Origin of the sequence: Sphaerochaeta sp., assembly GCF_050256055.1 — a bacterium.
Lineage (GTDB): Bacteria > Spirochaetota > Spirochaetia > Sphaerochaetales > Sphaerochaetaceae > Sphaerochaeta.
The window spans coordinates 88,966-107,329 of record NZ_JBFWIJ010000006.1; the positions used below are offsets into that span (position 1 = coordinate 88,966).

General features: G+C 51.2%; 17 protein-coding genes and 1 tRNA gene. 12 read left to right on the top strand and 6 right to left on the bottom strand.

Annotation, left to right across the window (positions count from 1 at the left end; all coding sequences use genetic code 11):
• The first annotated feature begins 9 nt into the window (after positions 1-9).
• The 3 genes from AB7C91_RS04000 to AB7C91_RS04010 are packed head-to-tail and all read left to right on the top strand — an operon-like array spanning position 10 to position 2,477.
• A complete protein-coding gene (locus AB7C91_RS04000) occupies positions 10-984 on the top strand; it encodes an ABC transporter substrate-binding protein (RefSeq protein ID WP_428589374.1) in 975 nt (324 codons plus the stop codon).
• A 9-nt stretch (positions 985-993) separates the two neighbouring features.
• Positions 994-1,776, top strand: a complete 783-nt coding sequence (locus AB7C91_RS04005) for an ABC transporter permease (protein WP_428589377.1) — start codon at positions 994-996, stop codon at positions 1,774-1,776.
• Positions 1,764-2,477 carry an ABC transporter ATP-binding protein gene (locus AB7C91_RS04010; RefSeq protein WP_332446853.1) on the top strand — a complete coding sequence of 238 codons (714 nt, stop codon included), beginning with the start codon at positions 1,764-1,766 and terminating at the stop codon, positions 2,475-2,477. The genes AB7C91_RS04005 and AB7C91_RS04010 overlap by 13 nt, the downstream gene beginning before the upstream one ends.
• Here the strand turns inward: AB7C91_RS04010 and AB7C91_RS04015 are convergent.
• The 6 genes from AB7C91_RS04015 to AB7C91_RS04040 form a co-directional block, all read right to left on the bottom strand.
• Positions 2,474-2,854, bottom strand: a complete 381-nt coding sequence (locus AB7C91_RS04015; protein WP_332446852.1) for a desulfoferrodoxin family protein — start codon at positions 2,852-2,854, stop codon at positions 2,474-2,476. The two genes, AB7C91_RS04010 and AB7C91_RS04015, sit on opposite strands and share 4 nt — an antisense overlap.
• A gap of 127 nt (positions 2,855-2,981) precedes the next feature.
• A complete protein-coding gene (gene gdhA / locus AB7C91_RS04020) occupies positions 2,982-4,343 on the bottom strand; it encodes an NADP-specific glutamate dehydrogenase (protein ID WP_428589382.1) in 1,362 nt (453 codons plus the stop codon).
• A gap of 231 nt (positions 4,344-4,574) precedes the next feature.
• Positions 4,575-5,612 carry an S-methyl-5-thioribose-1-phosphate isomerase gene (mtnA, locus tag AB7C91_RS04025; protein ID WP_332446850.1) on the bottom strand — a complete coding sequence of 346 codons (1,038 nt, stop codon included), beginning with the start codon at positions 5,610-5,612 and terminating at the stop codon, positions 4,575-4,577.
• A gap of 14 nt (positions 5,613-5,626) precedes the next feature.
• The gene (locus AB7C91_RS04030; protein ID WP_332446849.1) at positions 5,627-6,916 is read right to left on the bottom strand and encodes an amidohydrolase; all 1,290 of its coding nucleotides are present in this window, start codon (positions 6,914-6,916) and stop codon (positions 5,627-5,629) included.
• Positions 6,917-6,939: 23 nt separating this feature from the next.
• Positions 6,940-8,649: an AMP-binding protein gene (locus AB7C91_RS04035; protein ID WP_428589386.1), complete on the bottom strand. Its 1,710-nt coding sequence runs from the start codon at positions 8,647-8,649 to the stop codon at positions 6,940-6,942.
• A 150-nt stretch (positions 8,650-8,799) separates the two neighbouring features.
• Positions 8,800-9,561, bottom strand: a complete 762-nt coding sequence (locus AB7C91_RS04040) for an HAD family hydrolase (protein ID WP_332446847.1) — start codon at positions 9,559-9,561, stop codon at positions 8,800-8,802.
• A 68-nt stretch (positions 9,562-9,629) separates the two neighbouring features.
• On the opposite strand from AB7C91_RS04040, the gene AB7C91_RS04045 reads away from it, so the two are divergent.
• The 9 genes from AB7C91_RS04045 to lepA all read left to right on the top strand — a co-directional run bounded on the left by AB7C91_RS04045 (position 9,630) and on the right by lepA (position 18,353).
• A complete protein-coding gene (locus AB7C91_RS04045) occupies positions 9,630-10,337 on the top strand; it encodes a uracil-DNA glycosylase family protein (protein WP_332446846.1) in 708 nt (235 codons plus the stop codon).
• A gap of 153 nt (positions 10,338-10,490) precedes the next feature.
• Positions 10,491-11,372 carry a 4-(cytidine 5'-diphospho)-2-C-methyl-D-erythritol kinase gene (locus tag AB7C91_RS04050; protein ID WP_332446845.1) on the top strand — a complete coding sequence of 294 codons (882 nt, stop codon included), beginning with the start codon at positions 10,491-10,493 and terminating at the stop codon, positions 11,370-11,372.
• A gap of 35 nt (positions 11,373-11,407) precedes the next feature.
• Positions 11,408-11,689 carry a septation regulator SpoVG gene (spoVG, locus tag AB7C91_RS04055; RefSeq protein ID WP_332446844.1) on the top strand — a complete coding sequence of 94 codons (282 nt, stop codon included), beginning with the start codon at positions 11,408-11,410 and terminating at the stop codon, positions 11,687-11,689.
• A 49-nt stretch (positions 11,690-11,738) separates the two neighbouring features.
• Positions 11,739-11,810 (top strand) — tRNA-Gln (locus AB7C91_RS04060).
• Positions 11,811-11,966: 156 nt separating this feature from the next.
• Positions 11,967-12,611, top strand: coding sequence for a 50S ribosomal protein L25 (locus AB7C91_RS04065; RefSeq protein ID WP_332446843.1), 645 nt, complete (start codon positions 11,967-11,969; stop codon positions 12,609-12,611).
• Positions 12,608-13,171, top strand: coding sequence for an aminoacyl-tRNA hydrolase (gene pth / locus AB7C91_RS04070; protein ID WP_428589392.1), 564 nt, complete (start codon positions 12,608-12,610; stop codon positions 13,169-13,171). The genes AB7C91_RS04065 and pth overlap by 4 nt, the downstream gene beginning before the upstream one ends.
• Entirely contained in the window at positions 13,140-14,567 is a 1,428-nt protein-coding gene (gene tilS / locus AB7C91_RS04075) for a tRNA lysidine(34) synthetase TilS (protein ID WP_332446841.1), read from the top strand. The genes pth and tilS overlap by 32 nt, the downstream gene beginning before the upstream one ends.
• A complete protein-coding gene (ftsH, locus tag AB7C91_RS04080) occupies positions 14,551-16,527 on the top strand; it encodes an ATP-dependent zinc metalloprotease FtsH (RefSeq protein WP_332446840.1) in 1,977 nt (658 codons plus the stop codon). The genes tilS and ftsH overlap by 17 nt, the downstream gene beginning before the upstream one ends.
• Before the next feature lie 8 nt (positions 16,528-16,535).
• Positions 16,536-18,353 carry a translation elongation factor 4 gene (gene lepA / locus AB7C91_RS04085; RefSeq protein ID WP_332446839.1) on the top strand — a complete coding sequence of 606 codons (1,818 nt, stop codon included), beginning with the start codon at positions 16,536-16,538 and terminating at the stop codon, positions 18,351-18,353.
• Positions 18,354-18,364 lie beyond the last annotated feature (11 nt).

An 18,364-nucleotide genomic window follows, 5' to 3' on the forward strand; every position in this document is an offset into this window, starting at 1 on the left:
GGATAGAGAATGAAACGTATTGCAAGTATTTTGGTATTGGGTGTGTTCGCTGTGATGCTCATCGGTGCCCAACCGATGACCGAACAAGCGGTATCTGAACCGACTGTCATAAAATTGGCCGTGATGGCGGGTCCAACGGGTTTTTCCTCAGTCGGTTTGACACGCAACGAGGGTAACATTGCTGCAGATGTTCAGGTGGATGTTCAGGTATACCCCTCTCCAAATGAAGTGATTGCCCGATTGGCAAACGGGGAATTGGATGCGGCATGTCTTCCCACCAATGTTGCCGCCAACCTAGCAAACAAGAAGGTCCCCATCAAGCTGGCTGCTGTGGTCGGCAACGGAATGCTGTACGTCCTTTCCAATGATCCCGCAATAAAAGGAGCCTCCGACCTGCTGGGCAAAACCCTGTATGTACCTGGTGCGGGTTCGACTCCCGACCAGATGAGCCGACTGTTGCTCAAGCAGGCAGGACTTCAGGTGGATAAGGATGTGATGCTGAATTACTCGGTGGGTGCCCCCGCACAGCTTGCCCAGATGGTCATCGCGGGGAAAGTCAGCCTTGCCATTCTTCCTGAGCCGTTTGTTTCCATGGTTTTGGCAAAGAACCCGGCGGTTCGCACCGTAGTGGATGTCCAGCAGTTGTATCGCCAATTGGCGAATGTCGAAACCTACCCGATGAGTGTGTTGGTGGTTCGGGAGTCCTTTGCCCGGAACCAAAGCAGGGCATTGGCACTGCTCTTGAAAGCCTATGAGGATTCCGTTGCTTGGGTGAATGCAGACCCGGGTGCAGCCGGCAAGGCGATTGAAGCAGCTTCCATCATGAATGCCGCTATGGCTACACCGGCCATCCCTTCCTGCAACTTGGTGTTTGTTCCCAGCCAACAGGCAAAGACTGAAGTACAAGCCTATTTCTCATTCCTGGCCGCTTTCAATCCGGAGGCGATCGGAGGCAAGGTTCCTTCCGTCGATCTGTATCTGTAAGAGGTGCGTATGCGTTCAATGAAGCGGAATCTTATTCTGGTGCTCTCTTCTGTGCTATTGTTGCTGATTTGGCAGCTTGCCTCCATGATCATCGCCAGTCCGGTTCTGCTTCCTTCCCTCGCTCCTGTTTTTTCCTCCCTCATTTCCCTGATAGGGCAGCCTTCCTTTGCACCGAATGTATTGCATACGGTGCTCAGGGCCTTGCAAAGTTTTCTGATCATCGTGGCAAGTGCTACGGTCGTCGGATTGGTCTCCGGTCGATTTCCCCTGTTCTCCTTGGCCTTGAAACCTTTCGTGACGACTTTGAAAGCAATCCCGGTGATGAGTGTCATCCTCTTGGCCTTCATTTGGTTCTCCAGTGGGACCGTGCCTTTGTTTTCTGCATTCCTGATGGGATTCCCCGTCATGTATGTGCAAGTGGAAATGGGCTATAAAAGGTTGGATACGCATTTGCAGGAGATGTGCCGACTCTACGATTTCCCTGTTTCGGCACGTTTGACACATTTCATCATTCCCTCATTGCTGCCTTCGATCGTCACCGGGGCACGGACTGCTCTCTCCATGGTGTGGAAAGTGGTCATCGCCAGTGAGGTCCTTACCGTTCCCCATTATGGTGTGGGTTCACGTATGCAGCTTGCCCAAGTCCAGTTGGAAACCGAGAAAGTACTCTCCTGGACGCTGATAGCAATCCTGCTTACTGGTCTGGGGGATCTGCTGTTTGAGGGGTGTGTACTGCTCGCTGTCCGATGCAAACGTTGCCTGGATGCAAGGAGGATCCCATGCGATTTGTAGAGGTTTCCAAGGCCTACGGGCAAAACCAGGTCTTCGATCATTTTTCCTTGGAGATCAAGGCGGGTACCATCCTTTCCGTGGTTGGTCCCTCAGGAGAGGGCAAGACAACCTTGCTGCAAATGGCTGCCGGCGTCTTGCAGCCGGATGAAGGTCGTATTGAAAAGGAGGCCTGTGAATCGGGTTCGGTGAGTTTCCTGTTCCAAGAACCGCGCTTATTGCCTGCCAGTACCGTATTCACCAATGTCGAGCTTGCCTTGCGTCTTGCTTTCTCATCGAAACGTGAACGGGATGCCTTGGCGCTCCATTATCTTGAACTGGTGGGATTGTCCGACAGCTTGCTGCTGTACCCGCATGAACTGTCAGGAGGAATGCGGCAACGGGTTGCCATTGCAAGAGCTTTCGCGCATCCATCTTCCTTGCTGCTGTTGGATGAACCGTTTCAGAGTCTGGACATCAAGCTTAAATTCACCCTGCTTTCAGCCTTTCTTTCGCTTTGGGAGGAACAGCCGAGAACCACGTTGTTCGTTACCCATGATCCGAAAGAGGCATTGTTGCTGGGAGATGCTGTCTGCTGCCTCGGAGACCCGAAACAGCCGCTGTACCTCCAAACAATTGAGATTCCCCGCAAAGCGAGGAATCTCAGTGATGCGCACCTATTGGCTCTGGAAGCCGAACTGGTAGCCGCGTTGGTACGCGCTTAGAGGTCCACCTTCCAAAGTCCGTGCAGATTGCAATACTCATAGACGGCAATGGCCTTGTCATCATCAAGAGCGAAGGTCGCATGGGGTTTGCCGTCAACGGCCAAATTCTTGCGCATGCCGCCCTTTTCAGTCTGTACATAGATGAAAGCAATGTGATGTTCCTGGGTCATCGGATGATCAACCGATCCCACGTTCACCGACAGCTTGTTTCCTTCGACGGTGACCACCGGGACATGTTTCTCCTTTGCGGCATCGACGGTATTGGCTTTCAGGACAATCATCTCCTCACCGCAGCAAGAAATCTTCGGGCCTCTGTCGATTACTTTGGCGACAATGTTTCCACAGTGCTTGCAAATGTAAAATTCTTGTTCTTTCATCGGTATTCTCCTTACCTATGATCATACCCGAGATTTGAGAAACCGTACAGGTCCTTGTGATAGGTTGCTTGTACCGAAAGTAAAACAGGCAGGTCGAACGACCTGCCTGTTTTGCAGAAATCTTGGATCAAACGTACCCTTGCGCAATCATGGCTTCGCTTACCTTGAGGAAACCTGCGATGTTTGCACCGTCGACGTAATTGTCCTTGGTGCTGTACTTCTCGGCTGCACTGTTGATCGAAACGAAGATGTTCTTCATGATTTGCTGGAGTTGCTGGTCGACCTGCTGCGGTGTCCATTGGAGACGCTGGCTGTTCTGGGCCATCTCCAAGCCGGAAACCGCTACACCACCGGCATTGGAAGCTTTTCCGGGAACGTGGAGGATGCCGCTTTCCTTGAAGAATGCATCCGCTTCCAGAGTGGAAGGCATGTTGGCGCCTTCTCCTACCAACTGTACCCCGTTCGCCACCAGATGCTGGGCGTCTTTCAGATTGATCTCGTTTTGTGTTGCACAGGGGAATGCATAATCGGCTTTCACTTCCCAGAGCGGGTTGCTGTCCTCGCTTCCGTTGTGGGGAATGTAGACTGCTTCCTTGAATTGCTGGGCATATTCAGCGATCCGCCCGCGACGGACGTTCTTGAGCGTCTTCACATAGGCAAGTTTCTTCTCGTCGATGCCACTCTCATCGATCAGGATACCAGAAGAGTCACTGAGCGTCACCACCTTGGCTCCCATATGCAACAGTTTTTCCACCGTGTACTGGGCTACGTTTCCGCTGCCGCTGACCAAGCAGGTCTTGCCCTCAAAGCTCTTTCCCTTCGATTCAAGGATGGCTGCAGAAAGGTAGACCAATCCATAGCCGGTGGCTTCGGGACGGATATAGGATCCACCGAAGGAAGGGCCTTTTCCCGTAAGGATGCCGACGGATTTGTTGTTCATTCTCCGGTACTGGCCATACAGGTAACCGATTTCACGGCCGCCGACTCCGATGTCGCCCGCCGGAACATCGGTATCTTCCCCAATATGACGGGAAAGCTCGGTCATAAAGCTTTGGCAGAAACGCATGACTTCATTGTCGCTCTTGCCCTTGGGATTGAAATCACTTCCGCCTTTTCCACCGCCCATCGCCAATCCGGTGAGACTGTTCTTGAACGTCTGCTCGAAGGCAAGGAATTTGAGGATTGACAGATTTACCGAAGGATGGAGCCTGAGTCCGCCTTTGTAAGGTCCGATGGCACTGTTCATCTGAATACGATACCCGCGGTTGATCTGTAGTTGTCCGTCATCGTCGATCCAAGGGACGCGGAACATGATGACACGTTCAGGTTCTACGAGGCGGTCGAGTACCTTGTGATAGACAATCTGCGGAAGGTCATCCACCAAGTTGTCAATGGAAGCAAGGAAGGAAGTCACAGCTTGGATGAATTCAGGCTGGTGTGGATCTACTTTCACCACATGGTCTAGCAGTTTTTGTGTTACGTCATGCATTTGGTACTACTCCTCATTTGTATAAATATGCATAAAACTGCATACGATAGTAGCGACTTTGGTAAATTTGGTAAAGTGTTACCGAAATACTAAAAAACACCCCGCATTTTTTGCGGGATGCGTAAAAACGACCTTGGACCTATTTGTACTGAGCTACAACGCAATGGGTGAGGTAGCATTTGACCATTCCATAAATTTATGAAATCGAAAAAAAAATTATTTTTTTTTCGACTACACAATTTCCCCCCGTCTGATTCGTTCGATGTTTTCCTTGAAAGGGGGATAGATGATACCGCGCTCGGTAATAATTCCGGTCAGGTTCTGATGCGGTGTGACGTCGAATGCAGGGTTGTATACCTGCATACCGGTTGGAGCTACCTGTACATCCTGTACGTGGGTGATCTCCCTGGCCTCCCGCTCCTCGATGGGAATGGCAGAGCCGTCGGGAATTGAGAAGTCGATGGTGGAAACCGGAACGACACTGTAAAACGGAACGCCATAGGCTTTGCAAATGACGGAAAGGGCGAATGTTCCCAGCTTATTAGCCACATCTCCATTGGCAGCCACACGATCGCCACCCAGGATGACGAGGTCGATCTTTCCATCGCGTATCAAAGTCGCGGCGGCGCTGTCTGCAATAAGCTTTGAAGGAATGCCCGCTTCCATCAGCTCCCATGCCGTCAGGCGGGCGCCTTGGAACCTGGGTCTTGTTTCATCGGCATAGACAAAAATATTTTTCTTGTCATAGAATGCCGTTTTGATCACTCCCAGGGCGGTACCCCAGCCGGCGGTTGCCAATGCCCCGGTGTTGCAGTGGGTAAGTATGGTGGCATTCCGACCGATCACGCTATTGCCGATTCGCCCGATGGTTTTGTTTGTCTGGATGTCTTCCTCTCGGATGGCATGCGCTTCTGCAAGCAATGCGGCCAAATATGTGGTACGGCCCTCTTTCTCGTATCGAAAGAAGACGGCGAGCATCCGCTGTATTGCCCAGTTTAGATTCACCGCAGTAGGCCTTGCACGGCCCAGTTGGTCACAGGCTGCCGAAAAGTCGACTGTATCAGGGAATTGGCAAGCCGCCAGATAGACTGCATAGGCTGCAGCCGCCCCGATGGCGGGAGCTCCCCGGACCACCATGTCGCGGATGGCATCTTCCACTTCCTTGCAGGTGGACAGGGAAAGATATACTTCCTGTGCAGGCAGGAGCCGTTGGTCGAGCAGTATCAACTGTTCATCTTTGAATTGCAGGGCAATGAAGGATTCGTCCATGAGTGCATCTCCTTTCAGCGTCGCTGGATGTTGTCCCAGCTCTCATTGACCGCCTTGATGGTCTGCTCTTCATCGAGTGTCAATACCTTTCGGTGTTGCATCACGACTTTCCCCTGGCACAGGACGGTGTCAACGTCCGATGCCTGGGCGGCATATACGACTGCGCTGAACGGATCGTTGAGCGGGGTCAGATGGCTTTTCTTCAGATCGAGCAGGATGATATCCGCTTCCATGCCCTCGGATATCATTCCTATTCGCCTTTCGAGCCCCAGTGCCTTGGCCCCGTTGACGGTGGCCATGCTCAACACCTGGTAGGGATTGAGCTTCGTTCCAGTCGGAGTATGGACCCGTCCCAGCAGGCTTGCGATGTGCATTTCCTCAAACATGTTGAGGTTGTTGTTGCTGCTGGCCCCATCGGTACCCAGACCAACCGAAACACCCCGTTCGAGGTAGGAAGCGATAGGGGCGATTCCACTGGATAACTTGCAGTTGCTGGAAGGATTGTGCACCAAGGTGGCGTCCATGTCGGCAAGCAGTGCTACTTCGGCATCCGTGAGATGCACTCCATGTGCAATAAGAGAACGTACACCGTCCAAGGCTCCGATTGCATACAGGTATTCCAACGGAGTCTTCCCGAATTGGTGCAGGCTGTCCTGGACTTCCTGTTTCGTTTCGCTTACGTGGATGTGCAGGATGCGTTGTCGATCCTTCGCCCAGTCATGGGCATATTGGAGGGTTTCCTTGGGACACGTATAGATGGCATGGGGTGCACAGTCCACCTGGATCCTGCCATCGGGATGTTCACGATAGAACCTCAAGTCGGCTTCCCGTTGCAGTACCCGTTCCTTGTTTTCCGCAAGGGATCCGAACAGGGTGATGCCGATGCTCGCCCTGATGCCCCCTTCCAAGACGGCCTGTGCGGTGGCTTGGGGATGGAAGTACATATCGGTGAACGTGGTGACTCCGCTTTGGATCAACTCAATGACACCAAGCCGTGAAGCCCTGAGCACGTCCTCTTCCTGCAACTTGTCCTCAACGGGGAAGATTTCCGCCAGCCAAGCCTGCAGGGTAGGAAGATTGTCCTTGTAGTTGCGCATCAATTCCATACTGAGATGGGTGTGCGCATTGACCAATGCCGGCATGGCAAGGAACGATGATCCGTCAATCACTTGATCGGGGACGAAGTGAGCCGGTTTGACTCCCACGAATGCAATATGTTTGCCATCAATACCGATATCGCCACGAAAGCTGAGTCCTTCTTGGGTCATCGGAATGACCAGAGCTTGGGAAATGAGTAGTTTCATGGGGCTATAGTACCACGAACTGGTCAGGCAGTCACCTTGTTCCGTTTTATCTTTTTGGTGCTGGTCATATCCATCGGGGCATCAAGAACCGTCAAGCGAGTAATCTTCTTGTACCCGGAAACTTGTTGATTCACTTCCTTGATGATTCGATCCAAATCTTCTGCCATCGGAATTTGCTGTTCCCGATAGAATTCAGGATTGGGATAGATCACGGCCTCAATCATTTCCGCGGGGACATCCTTTTTGTCCTGATATCCTCTGATCAAAACCTGCTCCACTTGGGTATAGAGTTGGAAGAGATCCTCGATTTCCTCAGGATACACATTCTTTCCACCTTCGGTTACGATCAAGTTCTTCGCTCTTCCCTTCAGATAGAGATAGTTCTCTTTGTCCAGATACCCGAGATCGCCGGTCTTCAGGTAGCCATCCTCATCAAAAAGCTCTTGGGTATGTGCCGCATCATTGAAGTACCCTTTGGTCACATTCGGGCCTTTTACCCTGATTTCACCAACCCCGTTGGAATCGGGTTCGGCGATTTTCATGTCAACCAACGGGAAAACCATGCCCACCGATTCGATTTTGAAATGACTGATTGGATTGAGGGTGAGAATCGGGCTGGTTTCAGTCAGGCCGTATCCTTGGATGAAATCGAGGCCGAGCTGCTGGTATTGCTTGAATACCTTCGGAGAGAGCGGGCCTGCTCCACAGATCAAAAAGTTGTTGCGATCGAGTCCGATCTTGCTGAGCAACATCGTGTTGAATGCCTTGCGGAATACATTCCAATGCAGATATTTCTTGGTAAAACCGTTGATCGTCATCATGGTATGGACGAGTGTATTGACCAATACCCCCTTGTTTTTCACTTGTTTCATGATTCCTGCAAGCAGCTTGTTGTAAAGCAGGGGGATTCCCATGAAGATCGTGACTTTCCCCTGGGTCAGGTCGTTGATCATCCGGCTGACGACGATTTCCTGGCCGAATACACATTCCGAACCATGCTTGATCGATTCCAGCAATACAGCGGTACAGCAGTAGGAATGATGGAGGGGAAGCAGTGCATACAGCACATCCGTCTCATCGAGGCTGAGAAAGGTCCCGTCGCATGCTTGGTAAAGATCGCTGACGATATTCGCATGAGTGAGCATGGCACCCTTCTCATTTCCTGTCGTCCCACTGGTGAAAAGAATGGCTGCAAGGTCGTTCTCTTTGGATGGGATGCGAGCATGCATCGACTGCGGCTGCAAATCCTCGATGGAGGGAGCCTGCTGGCTACTGCCTTGGAGCGTCGCCAAACCCTTGAGCCTGCCATACCATTGCTTTTTCGGGTCCAAGCCTTCAATGATGTTCTTATCCCCGAAAAAGAATGAGGCATCGACAAATCCGGAAAGGTTTTCCACTCGATCCGTATGCATCTGATTGTCCAGCGGCACCACTACCGCACCGGCGTAGAGCGTTGCAAGATACGCGAGCGCCCAGTTGGGGCTGTTCTTTCCATTGACGACGATACGGTCTCCCTTTTTGATTCCTTGTTCCTGTAAGTAGGATGCGATGCGTTGGACATGCTGCAGCACCTCGGAAAAGGTAAGCGTCGACCGGTTGGGGCGGAAGGTGGTGAAACTGTTTCGTCCGCCGAATTTCTGTTCTGTGATAAGTAAAAGATCTATAATAGTCGGCCATTGACCTTCAAAGAAGGTGCCTCGATAGTCATCCAATTCGTCCCAGGAGTGTTTCATCAGGAGATTCTCCGTATAAGGTGCATGATAAAAACCTACTATACGCACGTTTTTGACAATAGCAATTTGATTTTCACAGAATCAACACTATTTGTCAATAAAAGGATAATTGCTTTTATTGAAAATGATTGAATCTCTAGTGCAAATCTACTATTCACCATCGAAGAGTCTTTGATCATGCAAAAGATAGGAAATATCCGGGTAGAGGATTGAACTTTGCTTCCTTAGGCTCGGGTGGTCATTGCTCCCGCTCAACAGTGCGATGCGGTATCCGGCTCTTGCCCGCTTTGCGAAAAGCATGTCGGTTACCGTATCACCGACCATCGCCACCTCTTGCGGTTGGAGACCTTCCTGGGCGCAGAACGCGAAGAACGCCTGGGTATGTGGTTTTTTCTTGTAATGGCTGTCTCGGGAACAGACGAAGTCGATGTTCCCGTCTATGCCCATCAAGGAAAGGAACAGAGCGGTCGAAGAGGCATTGTCGTTGGTGATGATGCCGATGGAATACCCGTGTTCCTTGAGTCTGTTGAACAGTTGCTGTTGTACGGAGAAATCCATATTCCTGAGTTTTTCGCTGAGCAGGACTTCACTGTTGTGTACGCTTCTCTCATATGCTTTGAGCGCTTTGAAGGCGTTTATGCGGTACCTGAGGCAATAGGTGAGGAAACGGCGGAGAATTCTTACAGGACGGTGGGTGAACACCAGACCCTTGGGCAGACAATTTCCCTGTTCGTCGATACCCATCAGATTCAGCATGGCCTTCTTGGCACGATGCTGTGTCTGCTTGCCCATGGACGTAAAAGCGCTGTCGATTCCTTCCTTCAACACTTCTTCCCAGACCTGGGCATAATCAAAAAGTGTACCATCCTTGTCGAAAATGATTCCCTTGAGTTTCTCTGTCTTTTGTGCCATGTTGGGGTATCATACGGTACGCCGTCCATATCTGGCTAGGGGGTAGTATGGCATCTTTGGAACAAACTATGGTTGAGAGGACACGTCTGTTTGCACAACAGGTGGAATCTCTGCGATTCAGTTGTGACTGTTATATCTACAATCCGCTGCTCTATGCCTGGCCGATGCATGAGGCGTATCTCAGGGCGTATCTCTCCCAACCGGTGAAAACCCTTTTATTGGGAATGAATCCAGGGCCGTTTGGTATGGCACAGACCGGAGTCCCGTTCGGGGAAGTGGGAGCTGTAAAGCATTTTCTCGACCTTCAGGCCCCGGTCGGAAAACCGGTAGCCGAACATCCTAGGCGACCCGTTCTTGGATTGGATACGAAACGCAGTGAGGTCAGCGGGAAACGGCTGTGGTCCTTGATCGAGGGACGGTACCATTCGGCCCAAGCGTTTTCGAAGGAAATGGCCGTCACCAATTACTGTCCACTGGTATTCATGGACCGTGGACGAACGGCGAAAAACATCACCCCTGACAAATTGCCCAAAGGGGAACGGCTGGCTTTGGAGACCATCTGTGATCGCTATCTTGCTGATGTCATTGAGATGCTCGGTCCCATCTATCTGGTGGGAGTGGGCCAGTATGCATACAAGAAATTGCAGGCGGTTTCAGGCGAGAATCCCCGTTTGATCGTAGGTTCCATCCTGCATCCAAGCCCAGGAAACCCCCAAGCCAACAAGGATTGGCATACGAAAGCGCGGCTTGGGTTGGAGCAATTGGGGGTCTGGTAGAGGTGATTCTGTTTCATGTTTTCCGATTTGTCTGGTTTTGGTGATCATTTAATCACTTTGAGAAGGGTATTTTCGGCAAATACCGGCTGATAGAGACGTCTAATGCGAAAATCTTACTAGACAATCAAGTTTCCCTTTGATACTCTGTTAGCCATGGGTAGTGTTCTTTCGCGTCCAGCCTATGCAAAAATAAATCTACACCTCGCGGTAGGACTTCCCTATGAGGATGGGTATCATCCTATACAGTCCTTGTTTGCCTTGGTGGATCTCTGTGATACGATCAGCCTTTCCTGGGAGGAGCGTGATCGTTTTTCCATCGAGGTCACCGGGCTCGAGCAATATTGCAAGCAAGGCGATGATACCCTGACGAAAGCCGCCATGCTTTGGCAGGAAGCTTCCGGGTTTCCTGTTTCGCTGTCGGTTCACTGTGAAAAGCGGATACCGGTGAAAGCAGGGTTGGGAGGGGGATCCAGCGATGCGGCGGTTTTGCTTTCCCTGTTGCAGTCGTTGTCTGCTGCGCATGCGTTGGATGTCCCCACGTTGTCCGCTGTTGCACTGAAAGTAGGAAGTGACGTGCCTTTCTTCCTCTCGAATCAGCCAATGGCTTTGGTTTGTTCAAGGGGTGAACATATTGTGCCGGTTACTGCCAAGCCCTTGGAGGTGCTGTTGGTGATGCCGAACTTTTTTGACATATCTACGTCAGATGCCTATCGCGCATTGGACGCACAACGACGGGGGGGTGCGTTGGTCCGGTCTCTCAGCGATGCGGATTTGATGGAGATTTATACAAAACCTTCCCACCAATGGAAGGGTATGTTATATAATGATTTCCAACCGTGTTCGGGCAACGAGGCTTTTTATGGGAGTCTTCAGCGTCTGAGTGACAGGTATAAAGGTTATGGAAGTATGAGTGGAAGTGGGGCTTGTTGGTTTTTCGTCAGTGAGGATGCTTCAGAAGTGCACAGTCTGCATGCTGCCATACAAGGTTTGTTCGCAGAACGCGTTCGGTGTTGGATTACGCACATATTGGCTTGAAAGAAAAGCATAGATAGGAGTGTTTGGAGGTTCTTGTGGATATTTCAGAGGTTCGAGTACGAAAAGTCAATCAAGCGGGCAAATTGAAAGCCTATGTGACCGTTACATTCGATAATCAATTTGTAGTGCACAATATCAAAGTGATCGAAGGCAGGGAAGGGGATTTCATCGCCATGCCGAGCAGACAGCTTGCTAACGGGGAATTCAAGGATGTGGCGCATCCAATCAGCAGCGAGTTCCGTGATCATTTGCAGAAGGTCGTGATGGAAGCGTATGCGTCAGATTCCTCAGAAGCTCTGGAATCTGAAGAGCTCTAAGAACCTGCTGGACAAACCTGTAGATTTAGTATACTGTCGTATCCGTTATTGGGAAGTCGCCAAGCGGTTAAGGCTCTGGTTTTTGGTGCCGGCATCGGGGGTTCGAATCCCTCCTTCCCAGTAAGGGCAATCCATGTGGATTGCTCTTTTTTGTCTTTGGGTATTGTCTTTGCACTGGGGAACTCACTATACTTGTACCCTAGTGGTATGTTGAATACCCAATGCTATGGTAATTGGACACAAGGGTTGTGTGCCAATGAGAGTACAAGGAGTACATATGTCTGAAAACAAGAGCCTGAAGGCGGAACTGAGAACAGAGGATTTCGGTAGTGCCGGATCTCGCCGCCTGATTCGTGCAAAGCGCATTCCCGCTGTCATTTATGGAAAGAACAAACCGGTGCACATCAGTTTGGATGCTCGCGAATTTACCAATAAGTTGCGCCACTTCTCCGAAACCGCCTTGCTCACGATACATGTGGGATCAAAGAAATATGAATGCTTGATGAAGGATTATCAGGAAGACCTGATGCGCAGCCTGATCAAGCACGTGGACTTCTTCGAAGTCACCCGTGGTCATCTTTTGCGGACCATGGTCGCCATTACGCTCAAGGGCAATCCTGTCGGTACCCGTGAAGGCGGTGTTCTCGATCAGGTCATCCATGAAGTTGAGATCGAATGTCTGCCCAAGGACCTTCCCGAGGCGATCGAGGCTGATGTATCTTCCTTGAAGATCAACCAGGTTCTTCACCTTGGTGAAATTTCCCTTCCCGCCAACATCAAGATTCTCGACAACCTGTCCAAAACCGTGGCTTCGGTCAAGGGTGTCAAGGCTGAGAGCGCAACGGTAGCCGCCGTTGAGGTCGAGGAAGCCGCCCCGGCTCCTGCCGCTGCAGTTGAGAAGGAAGTCAAGGCAAAGAAATGAAGCTGATTCTTGGTCTGGGTAATCCTGGTACCAAGTATGCAGACTCCCGGCACAATGTCGGCTTTTCCGTGTTGGATGCAAGTGCAGCGTTTTTTCAGGTTCGCCTGAGAAAACGCTGTTTTCATCTTTACCGATATGCCTTGGTTGTGACTGACAACGAGGAGTTTCTCTTGGTACAGCCGCTTACCTATATGAATGCAAGTGGCAAGGTTTTGAAATATTTTCCCCAGGTCGCCCCTGAGGATATTATTGTCGTCTGTGACCAGATGGACCTTCCTTCCGGTATGATCCGTATTCGTAAGGGAGGTTCGTCGGCTGGGCACAACGGTTTGAAGAGTTTGATGCAGGAGTTGGATAGCGGTGAATTTGTTCGCATCTACATCGGCATCGGCAGGCCATCCGAAGGGGTGGATGTCGTGGATCATGTACTGGGCAAGGAGACCGGACCCGACTTACAGCAAGGCATCCGCCTTGGTGCAGAGGCTTTGAATGCTCTGATCAAGGGCGACAGCGTACAGGAGGTCATGATTGCCTACAACCGACGCAACCGTTCAAGCTGAGATTCTTTCCTTCTTTACCCATCACCGACTCGAAGTGGATGCAAATGTCGGCATCGCATTTTCCGGGGGAAGCGATTCGCTTGCCCTGTTGCTTGCTGCAGCGAAAATCTTTGCGCCTGCCCATCTTTCCGTTTTTTACGTGAATCATCAGTTGCGCAGTAGATCGGAATTGGCGAACGAGCTTACGTTGAACATGCAGAATTGCCGGTCGTTGGGCTTGGAATTAATTGTGCTGGATCTGGGAGCGGATCGGGTCCGCCAAGAGGCCAGGTTGCGAAATGCCGGCTTGGAGGATGCCGCCAGGCATCTGCGCTATGCAACCTTGTTGGGTGCTTGCCAGAAAAGGGGATGCCGGTACCTGCTCACCGCCCATAATGCCGATGACCAACTTGAAACCTTACTGATGCGTTTGTTCCAGTCTGCCAGTATTGCCTCGTTGCAAGGAATACAGAGCGTACGCTCCCAAGATGAATCTGATGTTCAGATACTCAGACCACTGCTGAACATCAGCCATGCGACCTTACAACAGTCGGTGAAGGAGCAGGGATTTTCTTGGTCCGAGGACTCAACCAACGAAGAGGACGCATATCTGCGCAATGCAGTACGTCATCAGGTGATTCCCTCCCTGCTGACGGTGTTTCCCCATGCATATGACGCAACTGCCCGGATGCAGACCCGCTTCGCCGAAGCTGGATCGTTTCTCGATGATGAGGTGGACCGGTTGTCGGCGCAGGTGGAGTTTGGGCGAGGTTCGGCACGATTTCCCCTGGCATGGTATCAGAAGCTGGCCCCTATTCTTCGTGAGATGGTTTTGTTTCGGATTGCACGTGTCCTGCATGATACCGCAGCTGGTGCTGCCGTTGTCAGGATCAGGACGGCATTGGAGGGGAGCGGGGTTGGTGCCAGATGGGAGCTGCAGTTTGCTCAGTCTGTGGTAAGCCTTTCACAAGGAATGGTTGTTTGGGAGAGCAGCTTGCCGGATTGGCAATTCTGTCTGCCCATCCTTGATCCCGCAGCTGAACAGGTGCTGGATTTGGGATCCGGGATGATTGTCTCAATCAGAAAGGAAGATCCTTCGGCGGACAAGGACCTGCTGCGGTTGGATGCTTCCATGCTCAAAAACCCGGTATTGCGTTCGGTTCAGCCGGGGGACAAGATCAGTTTGGAGTCGGGTACAGTCTTGGTGACGAAATTGCTTGCTTCGTATAAACTACCAAGACACCAATATTTCCAAGTCCCCGTTTTGGTTGATCAGAGTGGGGTTGTGGCGGTGTTTGCCCTCTGCCACGGGGGAAGGGATCGGCTGGCGAAGCGGTTCAAAGCGCCCCTTGCCCGAAGATTGACAAATATATATAGTAGTAGCAAAAGGAACGATGACAGTGAAATTGAGAAATGACAGCCAAGATAACGGATCGGATTCGAGACCTGACAAAGAGGATTCTCATCAGTATTGGCAAGGTCCTGGCAATGACAATAAAAAACCTTCTTTCAGACCTTCGAACAATCCGAAGAACCGTTTCGCCCTGATTGTATTCATTACCTTGGCAATCCTATTTGCCTATATGTTTTTCGATACAGCCGGCGGGGCGAAAGATCAAGTGGTCTCCTATACCGCCTTCCTTTCCTATGTCCAGTCCAACCAAGTGACGCAGGTGGAGATCAAGGAACAATCCTTGGTCCGTTTCACATTGAAAAACGGGATCAACGCACAAGCAAGAATTCCCTATTTTGATGACAGTCTGCTTCCCACGCTCAAGGAAAAAGGGGTGACCGTCACAGGTTCCGTGCAGGAGATCTCTTTCCTGCAAATCGTGCTTCAGTTGCTTCCCTGGATTATTTTTATTGGTTTCACCATCATGCTCTATCGTCAGTCGAGCAACTTGAACGGGAAGATGATGTCATCCTTGGGCAAGAGCAGGGCGAAGGAATACATGGAAACGGATACCAAGATCACCTTCAAGGATGTAGCCGGTCAGGTCGAAGCCAAATATGAACTGGAGGAAGTGGTTGCGTTTCTCAAACATCCCGACCATTTTACCAAGGTAGGGGCGAAGATTCCCCGAGGTGTTCTTCTGGTAGGTCCTCCTGGAACGGGAAAAACTTTGTTGGCCAAGGCGGTTGCCGGTGAGAGCGGTGTCTCGTTTTTTCATACCAGTGGATCGGATTTCGTCGAGATGTTCGTCGGTATGGGAGCCGCCCGTGTTCGCGACCTGTTCGAACAGGCCCGCAAGCATTCCCCCTGTATTTTATTCATCGATGAACTGGATGCAGTCGGTCGCACCCGTGGCGGTGGGCTTGGCGGCGGCAACGATGAGCGTGAACAGACCTTGAACCAGATTTTGGTGGAGATGGACGGATTTGCCACTACTACCGGGGTCATTGTCATGGCGGCCACCAACCGTCCGGACGTTCTGGATCCTGCCCTGCTCAGGCCCGGTCGTTTCGACCGACAAGTAGTCGTTGATCTTCCGGATATCCAGGAACGTGAGGAAATTCTGAAAATCCACTGCAGGAAGATCAAATTGGAGAAGGACGTCGACCTGAAACGGCTTGCCAGGGGATCTGCCGGTACCAGCGGAGCCGACTTGGCTAACCTGGTCAACGAGGCTGCTTTGTTTGCAGCACGCAAGAACAAGTCAACCGTCAGCATGGCGGACATGGAAGAGGCCAGGGATAAAATCCTGCTCGGTGTCGCCCGTAAAAGCAGGGCTATGACTGATCAGGAGAAACTTGCGACTGCCTACCATGAGGCCGGCCATACCTTGTTGCACTACTATCTCAAGCATCTTGATCCCTTGCACAAGGTTACCATCATCCCGCATGGAAGGGCGCTCGGTCTTACGGTCAGTCTTCCTGAACGTGATCCATACACCAAGACCAAGTCAATGCTCAACGATTGGATCAAGGTTTGCATGGGTGGCTACGTCGCGGAGGATCTGGTCTACGGGGAAACTACCACGGGAACCAGCAATGACATCAAGCAGGCGACCGATCTGGCCCATCGAATGGTTACCGAATGGGGTATGAGCGGCCTGGGATTTGTGAATCTCGGTGATGAATCCGAACCTTTGTTCCTTGGCCGGGAGATTACCCAGCATAAGGATTACAGCGAGGAAACCGCCAAACGGATTGATCAGGAGATGCATGCGATTCTTGACCAAGCGATGGATGAGACACGGATGATTCTCTCCGAACATAGGGATCAACTGGATTTGTTGACCAAGGAATTGGTCGAGAAAGAGACGCTTGATGATGCGCAGATTCGGGTTTTGCTCGGTTTTGATGCCTTGCCGACTTCTGCTGACGTTCCCCCGGAATCTGAGGATGGTGGTGTGGAACCCCAAAAAACCGAATAAGGATTTGTATGAGTGCTGATTCTTCCTTGACACGCAATTTTTGTATTATCGCCCATATCGACCATGGTAAATCGACGCTTGCCGACCGGTTCATCGAGATGGCGAAAATCAATGTCTCCCGGGGCCCGATGCAATCCCAGATCCTTGACAACATGGATATTGAGCGAGAGCGTGGCATCACCATCAAAAGCCAGGCGGTAACCATCCCCTATACGGCTAAGGATGGGAAGACCTATGAGCTGAACTTGGTCGATACCCCGGGTCACGTGGACTTCTCCTACGAGGTTTCACGGGCCATCAGTTCATGCGAAGGCGCCTTGCTGCTCATCGATGCTTCCCAAGGTGTGGAAGCGCAGACCTTGGCGAATCTGTACATGGCGATGGAACACGATCTTACCATTATCCCGGTGATCAACAAGGTAGATCTGCCCTCCGCCGATATAGATGCATGTCTGCATCAGATCGACCATGATCTCGGGTTGGACAGCTCCCTTGCCGTTCAAGTCAGTGCGAAGACCGGCTTCGGGGTCGATCACCTGTTTGAGGCAATCGTGAATCAGATTGGTCCTCCAGAGGGAAAGGACGCCCTTCCGTTGCAAGCTTTGATTTTCGACTCCCATTATGATGCTTATCGGGGAGTCATCGTGCATTGCCGTGTGTTTGACGGCGTGTTGCGTACCGGTGATGAGATTGCGTTCATGCACTCAGGTTCCACCTACAAGGTGGAGGATACCGGGATTTTCCAGCTTGACTTGATCAAGACCGGTGAACTGCATGCCGGTGATGTAGGGTATGTAATCGCGGGTGTGAAAACCATCAGCGATGTACGGGTCGGCGATACCATAACCTTGGTCCGTCATCCTGCAAAAAAACCGCTTCCCGGGTTCAAGGATGTCAAGCCGGTTGTGTTCAGTTCCATTTATCCAGTGGATACCAACGATTACGAGGAGCTGGTCAGTTCCATTGAGAAATTGAAACTCAATGACGCTTCCTTGATATACGAAAAGGATTCCTCGGCTGCCTTGGGCTTCGGATTCCGCTGTGGATTCCTTGGAATGCTACATCTGGAAGTCGTGCAGGAACGCATTGAGCGTGAGTTCGGCCTTTCCATCGTATTCACCAGCCCTTCGGTCAAATACACGGTGCACATGAAAAACGGCGAGGTGCTTTCCATCGACAATCCGCTTGAATATCCTGATCCGATGCGTGTTGAATATGCAGAGGAGCCGTATATCCAGGCGAATGTCATTACTCCAACCCAATATGTCGGTCCGATCATCACCCTGTGCATGGAGAAGCGCGGGGTGCAGACAGGGATGAATTATCTTGATGAGAAGCGGGTGGAATTGATTTATGAAATGCCGCTTGCCGAGGTGTTGTTCGAGTTCTATGATCGGCTGAAGTCCATCAGCCGTGGATATGCTTCCTTCGATTATCAGGTGATTGGTTATAAACGCACCGATTTGGTTCGTATGGATATCCTGGTCAATGGAGAACCTGTTGATGCACTCAGTCAACTGGTGTTCCGTGGAAACAGCCAGACTCGCGGTCGTCAGGTTTGTGAGCGGCTGCGCAAGGAAATTCCCCGTCAGCAGTTCAAGATTGCCATTCAGGCAGCGATCGGGGGTTCTATAGTCAGTCGTGAGACGATCAGTGCTTTCCGCAAGGATGTCACGGCGAAATGCTATGGCGGAGACATCAGTCGAAAAAGAAAGCTGCTTGAGAAACAGAAGGAAGGAAAGAAGCGCATGAAGATGGTGGGAAATGTAGAAATTCCCCAGAGTGCATTCCTCGCTGTGCTGAAGAGTGATGACGATACAAACTGACGGTCTTCTCT

What these genes read in the sequence shown, in the direction of transcription:
- mtnA (WP_332446850.1), bottom strand. Translation starts at nt 5,612, where the DNA reads ATGGACGAATCCTTCATTGCCCTGCAATTCAAAGATGAACAGTTGATA.
- AB7C91_RS04050 (WP_332446845.1), top strand. Translation starts at nt 10,491, where the DNA reads ATGGGTAGTGTTCTTTCGCGTCCAGCCTATGCAAAAATAAATCTACAC.
- AB7C91_RS04065 (WP_332446843.1), top strand. Translation starts at nt 11,967, where the DNA reads ATGTCTGAAAACAAGAGCCTGAAGGCGGAACTGAGAACAGAGGATTTC.
- AB7C91_RS04045 (WP_332446846.1), top strand. Translation starts at nt 9,630, where the DNA reads ATGGTTGAGAGGACACGTCTGTTTGCACAACAGGTGGAATCTCTGCGA.
- AB7C91_RS04005 (WP_428589377.1), top strand. Translation starts at nt 994, where the DNA reads ATGCGTTCAATGAAGCGGAATCTTATTCTGGTGCTCTCTTCTGTGCTA.
- AB7C91_RS04030 (WP_332446849.1), bottom strand. Translation starts at nt 6,916, where the DNA reads ATGAAACTACTCATTTCCCAAGCTCTGGTCATTCCGATGACCCAAGAA.
- AB7C91_RS04015 (WP_332446852.1), bottom strand. Translation starts at nt 2,854, where the DNA reads ATGAAAGAACAAGAATTTTACATTTGCAAGCACTGTGGAAACATTGTC.
- pth (WP_428589392.1), top strand. Translation starts at nt 12,608, where the DNA reads ATGAAGCTGATTCTTGGTCTGGGTAATCCTGGTACCAAGTATGCAGAC.
- gdhA (WP_428589382.1), bottom strand. Translation starts at nt 4,343, where the DNA reads ATGCATGACGTAACACAAAAACTGCTAGACCATGTGGTGAAAGTAGAT.
- lepA (WP_332446839.1), top strand. Translation starts at nt 16,536, where the DNA reads ATGAGTGCTGATTCTTCCTTGACACGCAATTTTTGTATTATCGCCCAT.
- AB7C91_RS04035 (WP_428589386.1), bottom strand. Translation starts at nt 8,649, where the DNA reads ATGAAACACTCCTGGGACGAATTGGATGACTATCGAGGCACCTTCTTT.
- AB7C91_RS04000 (WP_428589374.1), top strand. Translation starts at nt 10, where the DNA reads ATGAAACGTATTGCAAGTATTTTGGTATTGGGTGTGTTCGCTGTGATG.
- AB7C91_RS04010 (WP_332446853.1), top strand. Translation starts at nt 1,764, where the DNA reads ATGCGATTTGTAGAGGTTTCCAAGGCCTACGGGCAAAACCAGGTCTTC.
- AB7C91_RS04040 (WP_332446847.1), bottom strand. Translation starts at nt 9,561, where the DNA reads ATGGCACAAAAGACAGAGAAACTCAAGGGAATCATTTTCGACAAGGAT.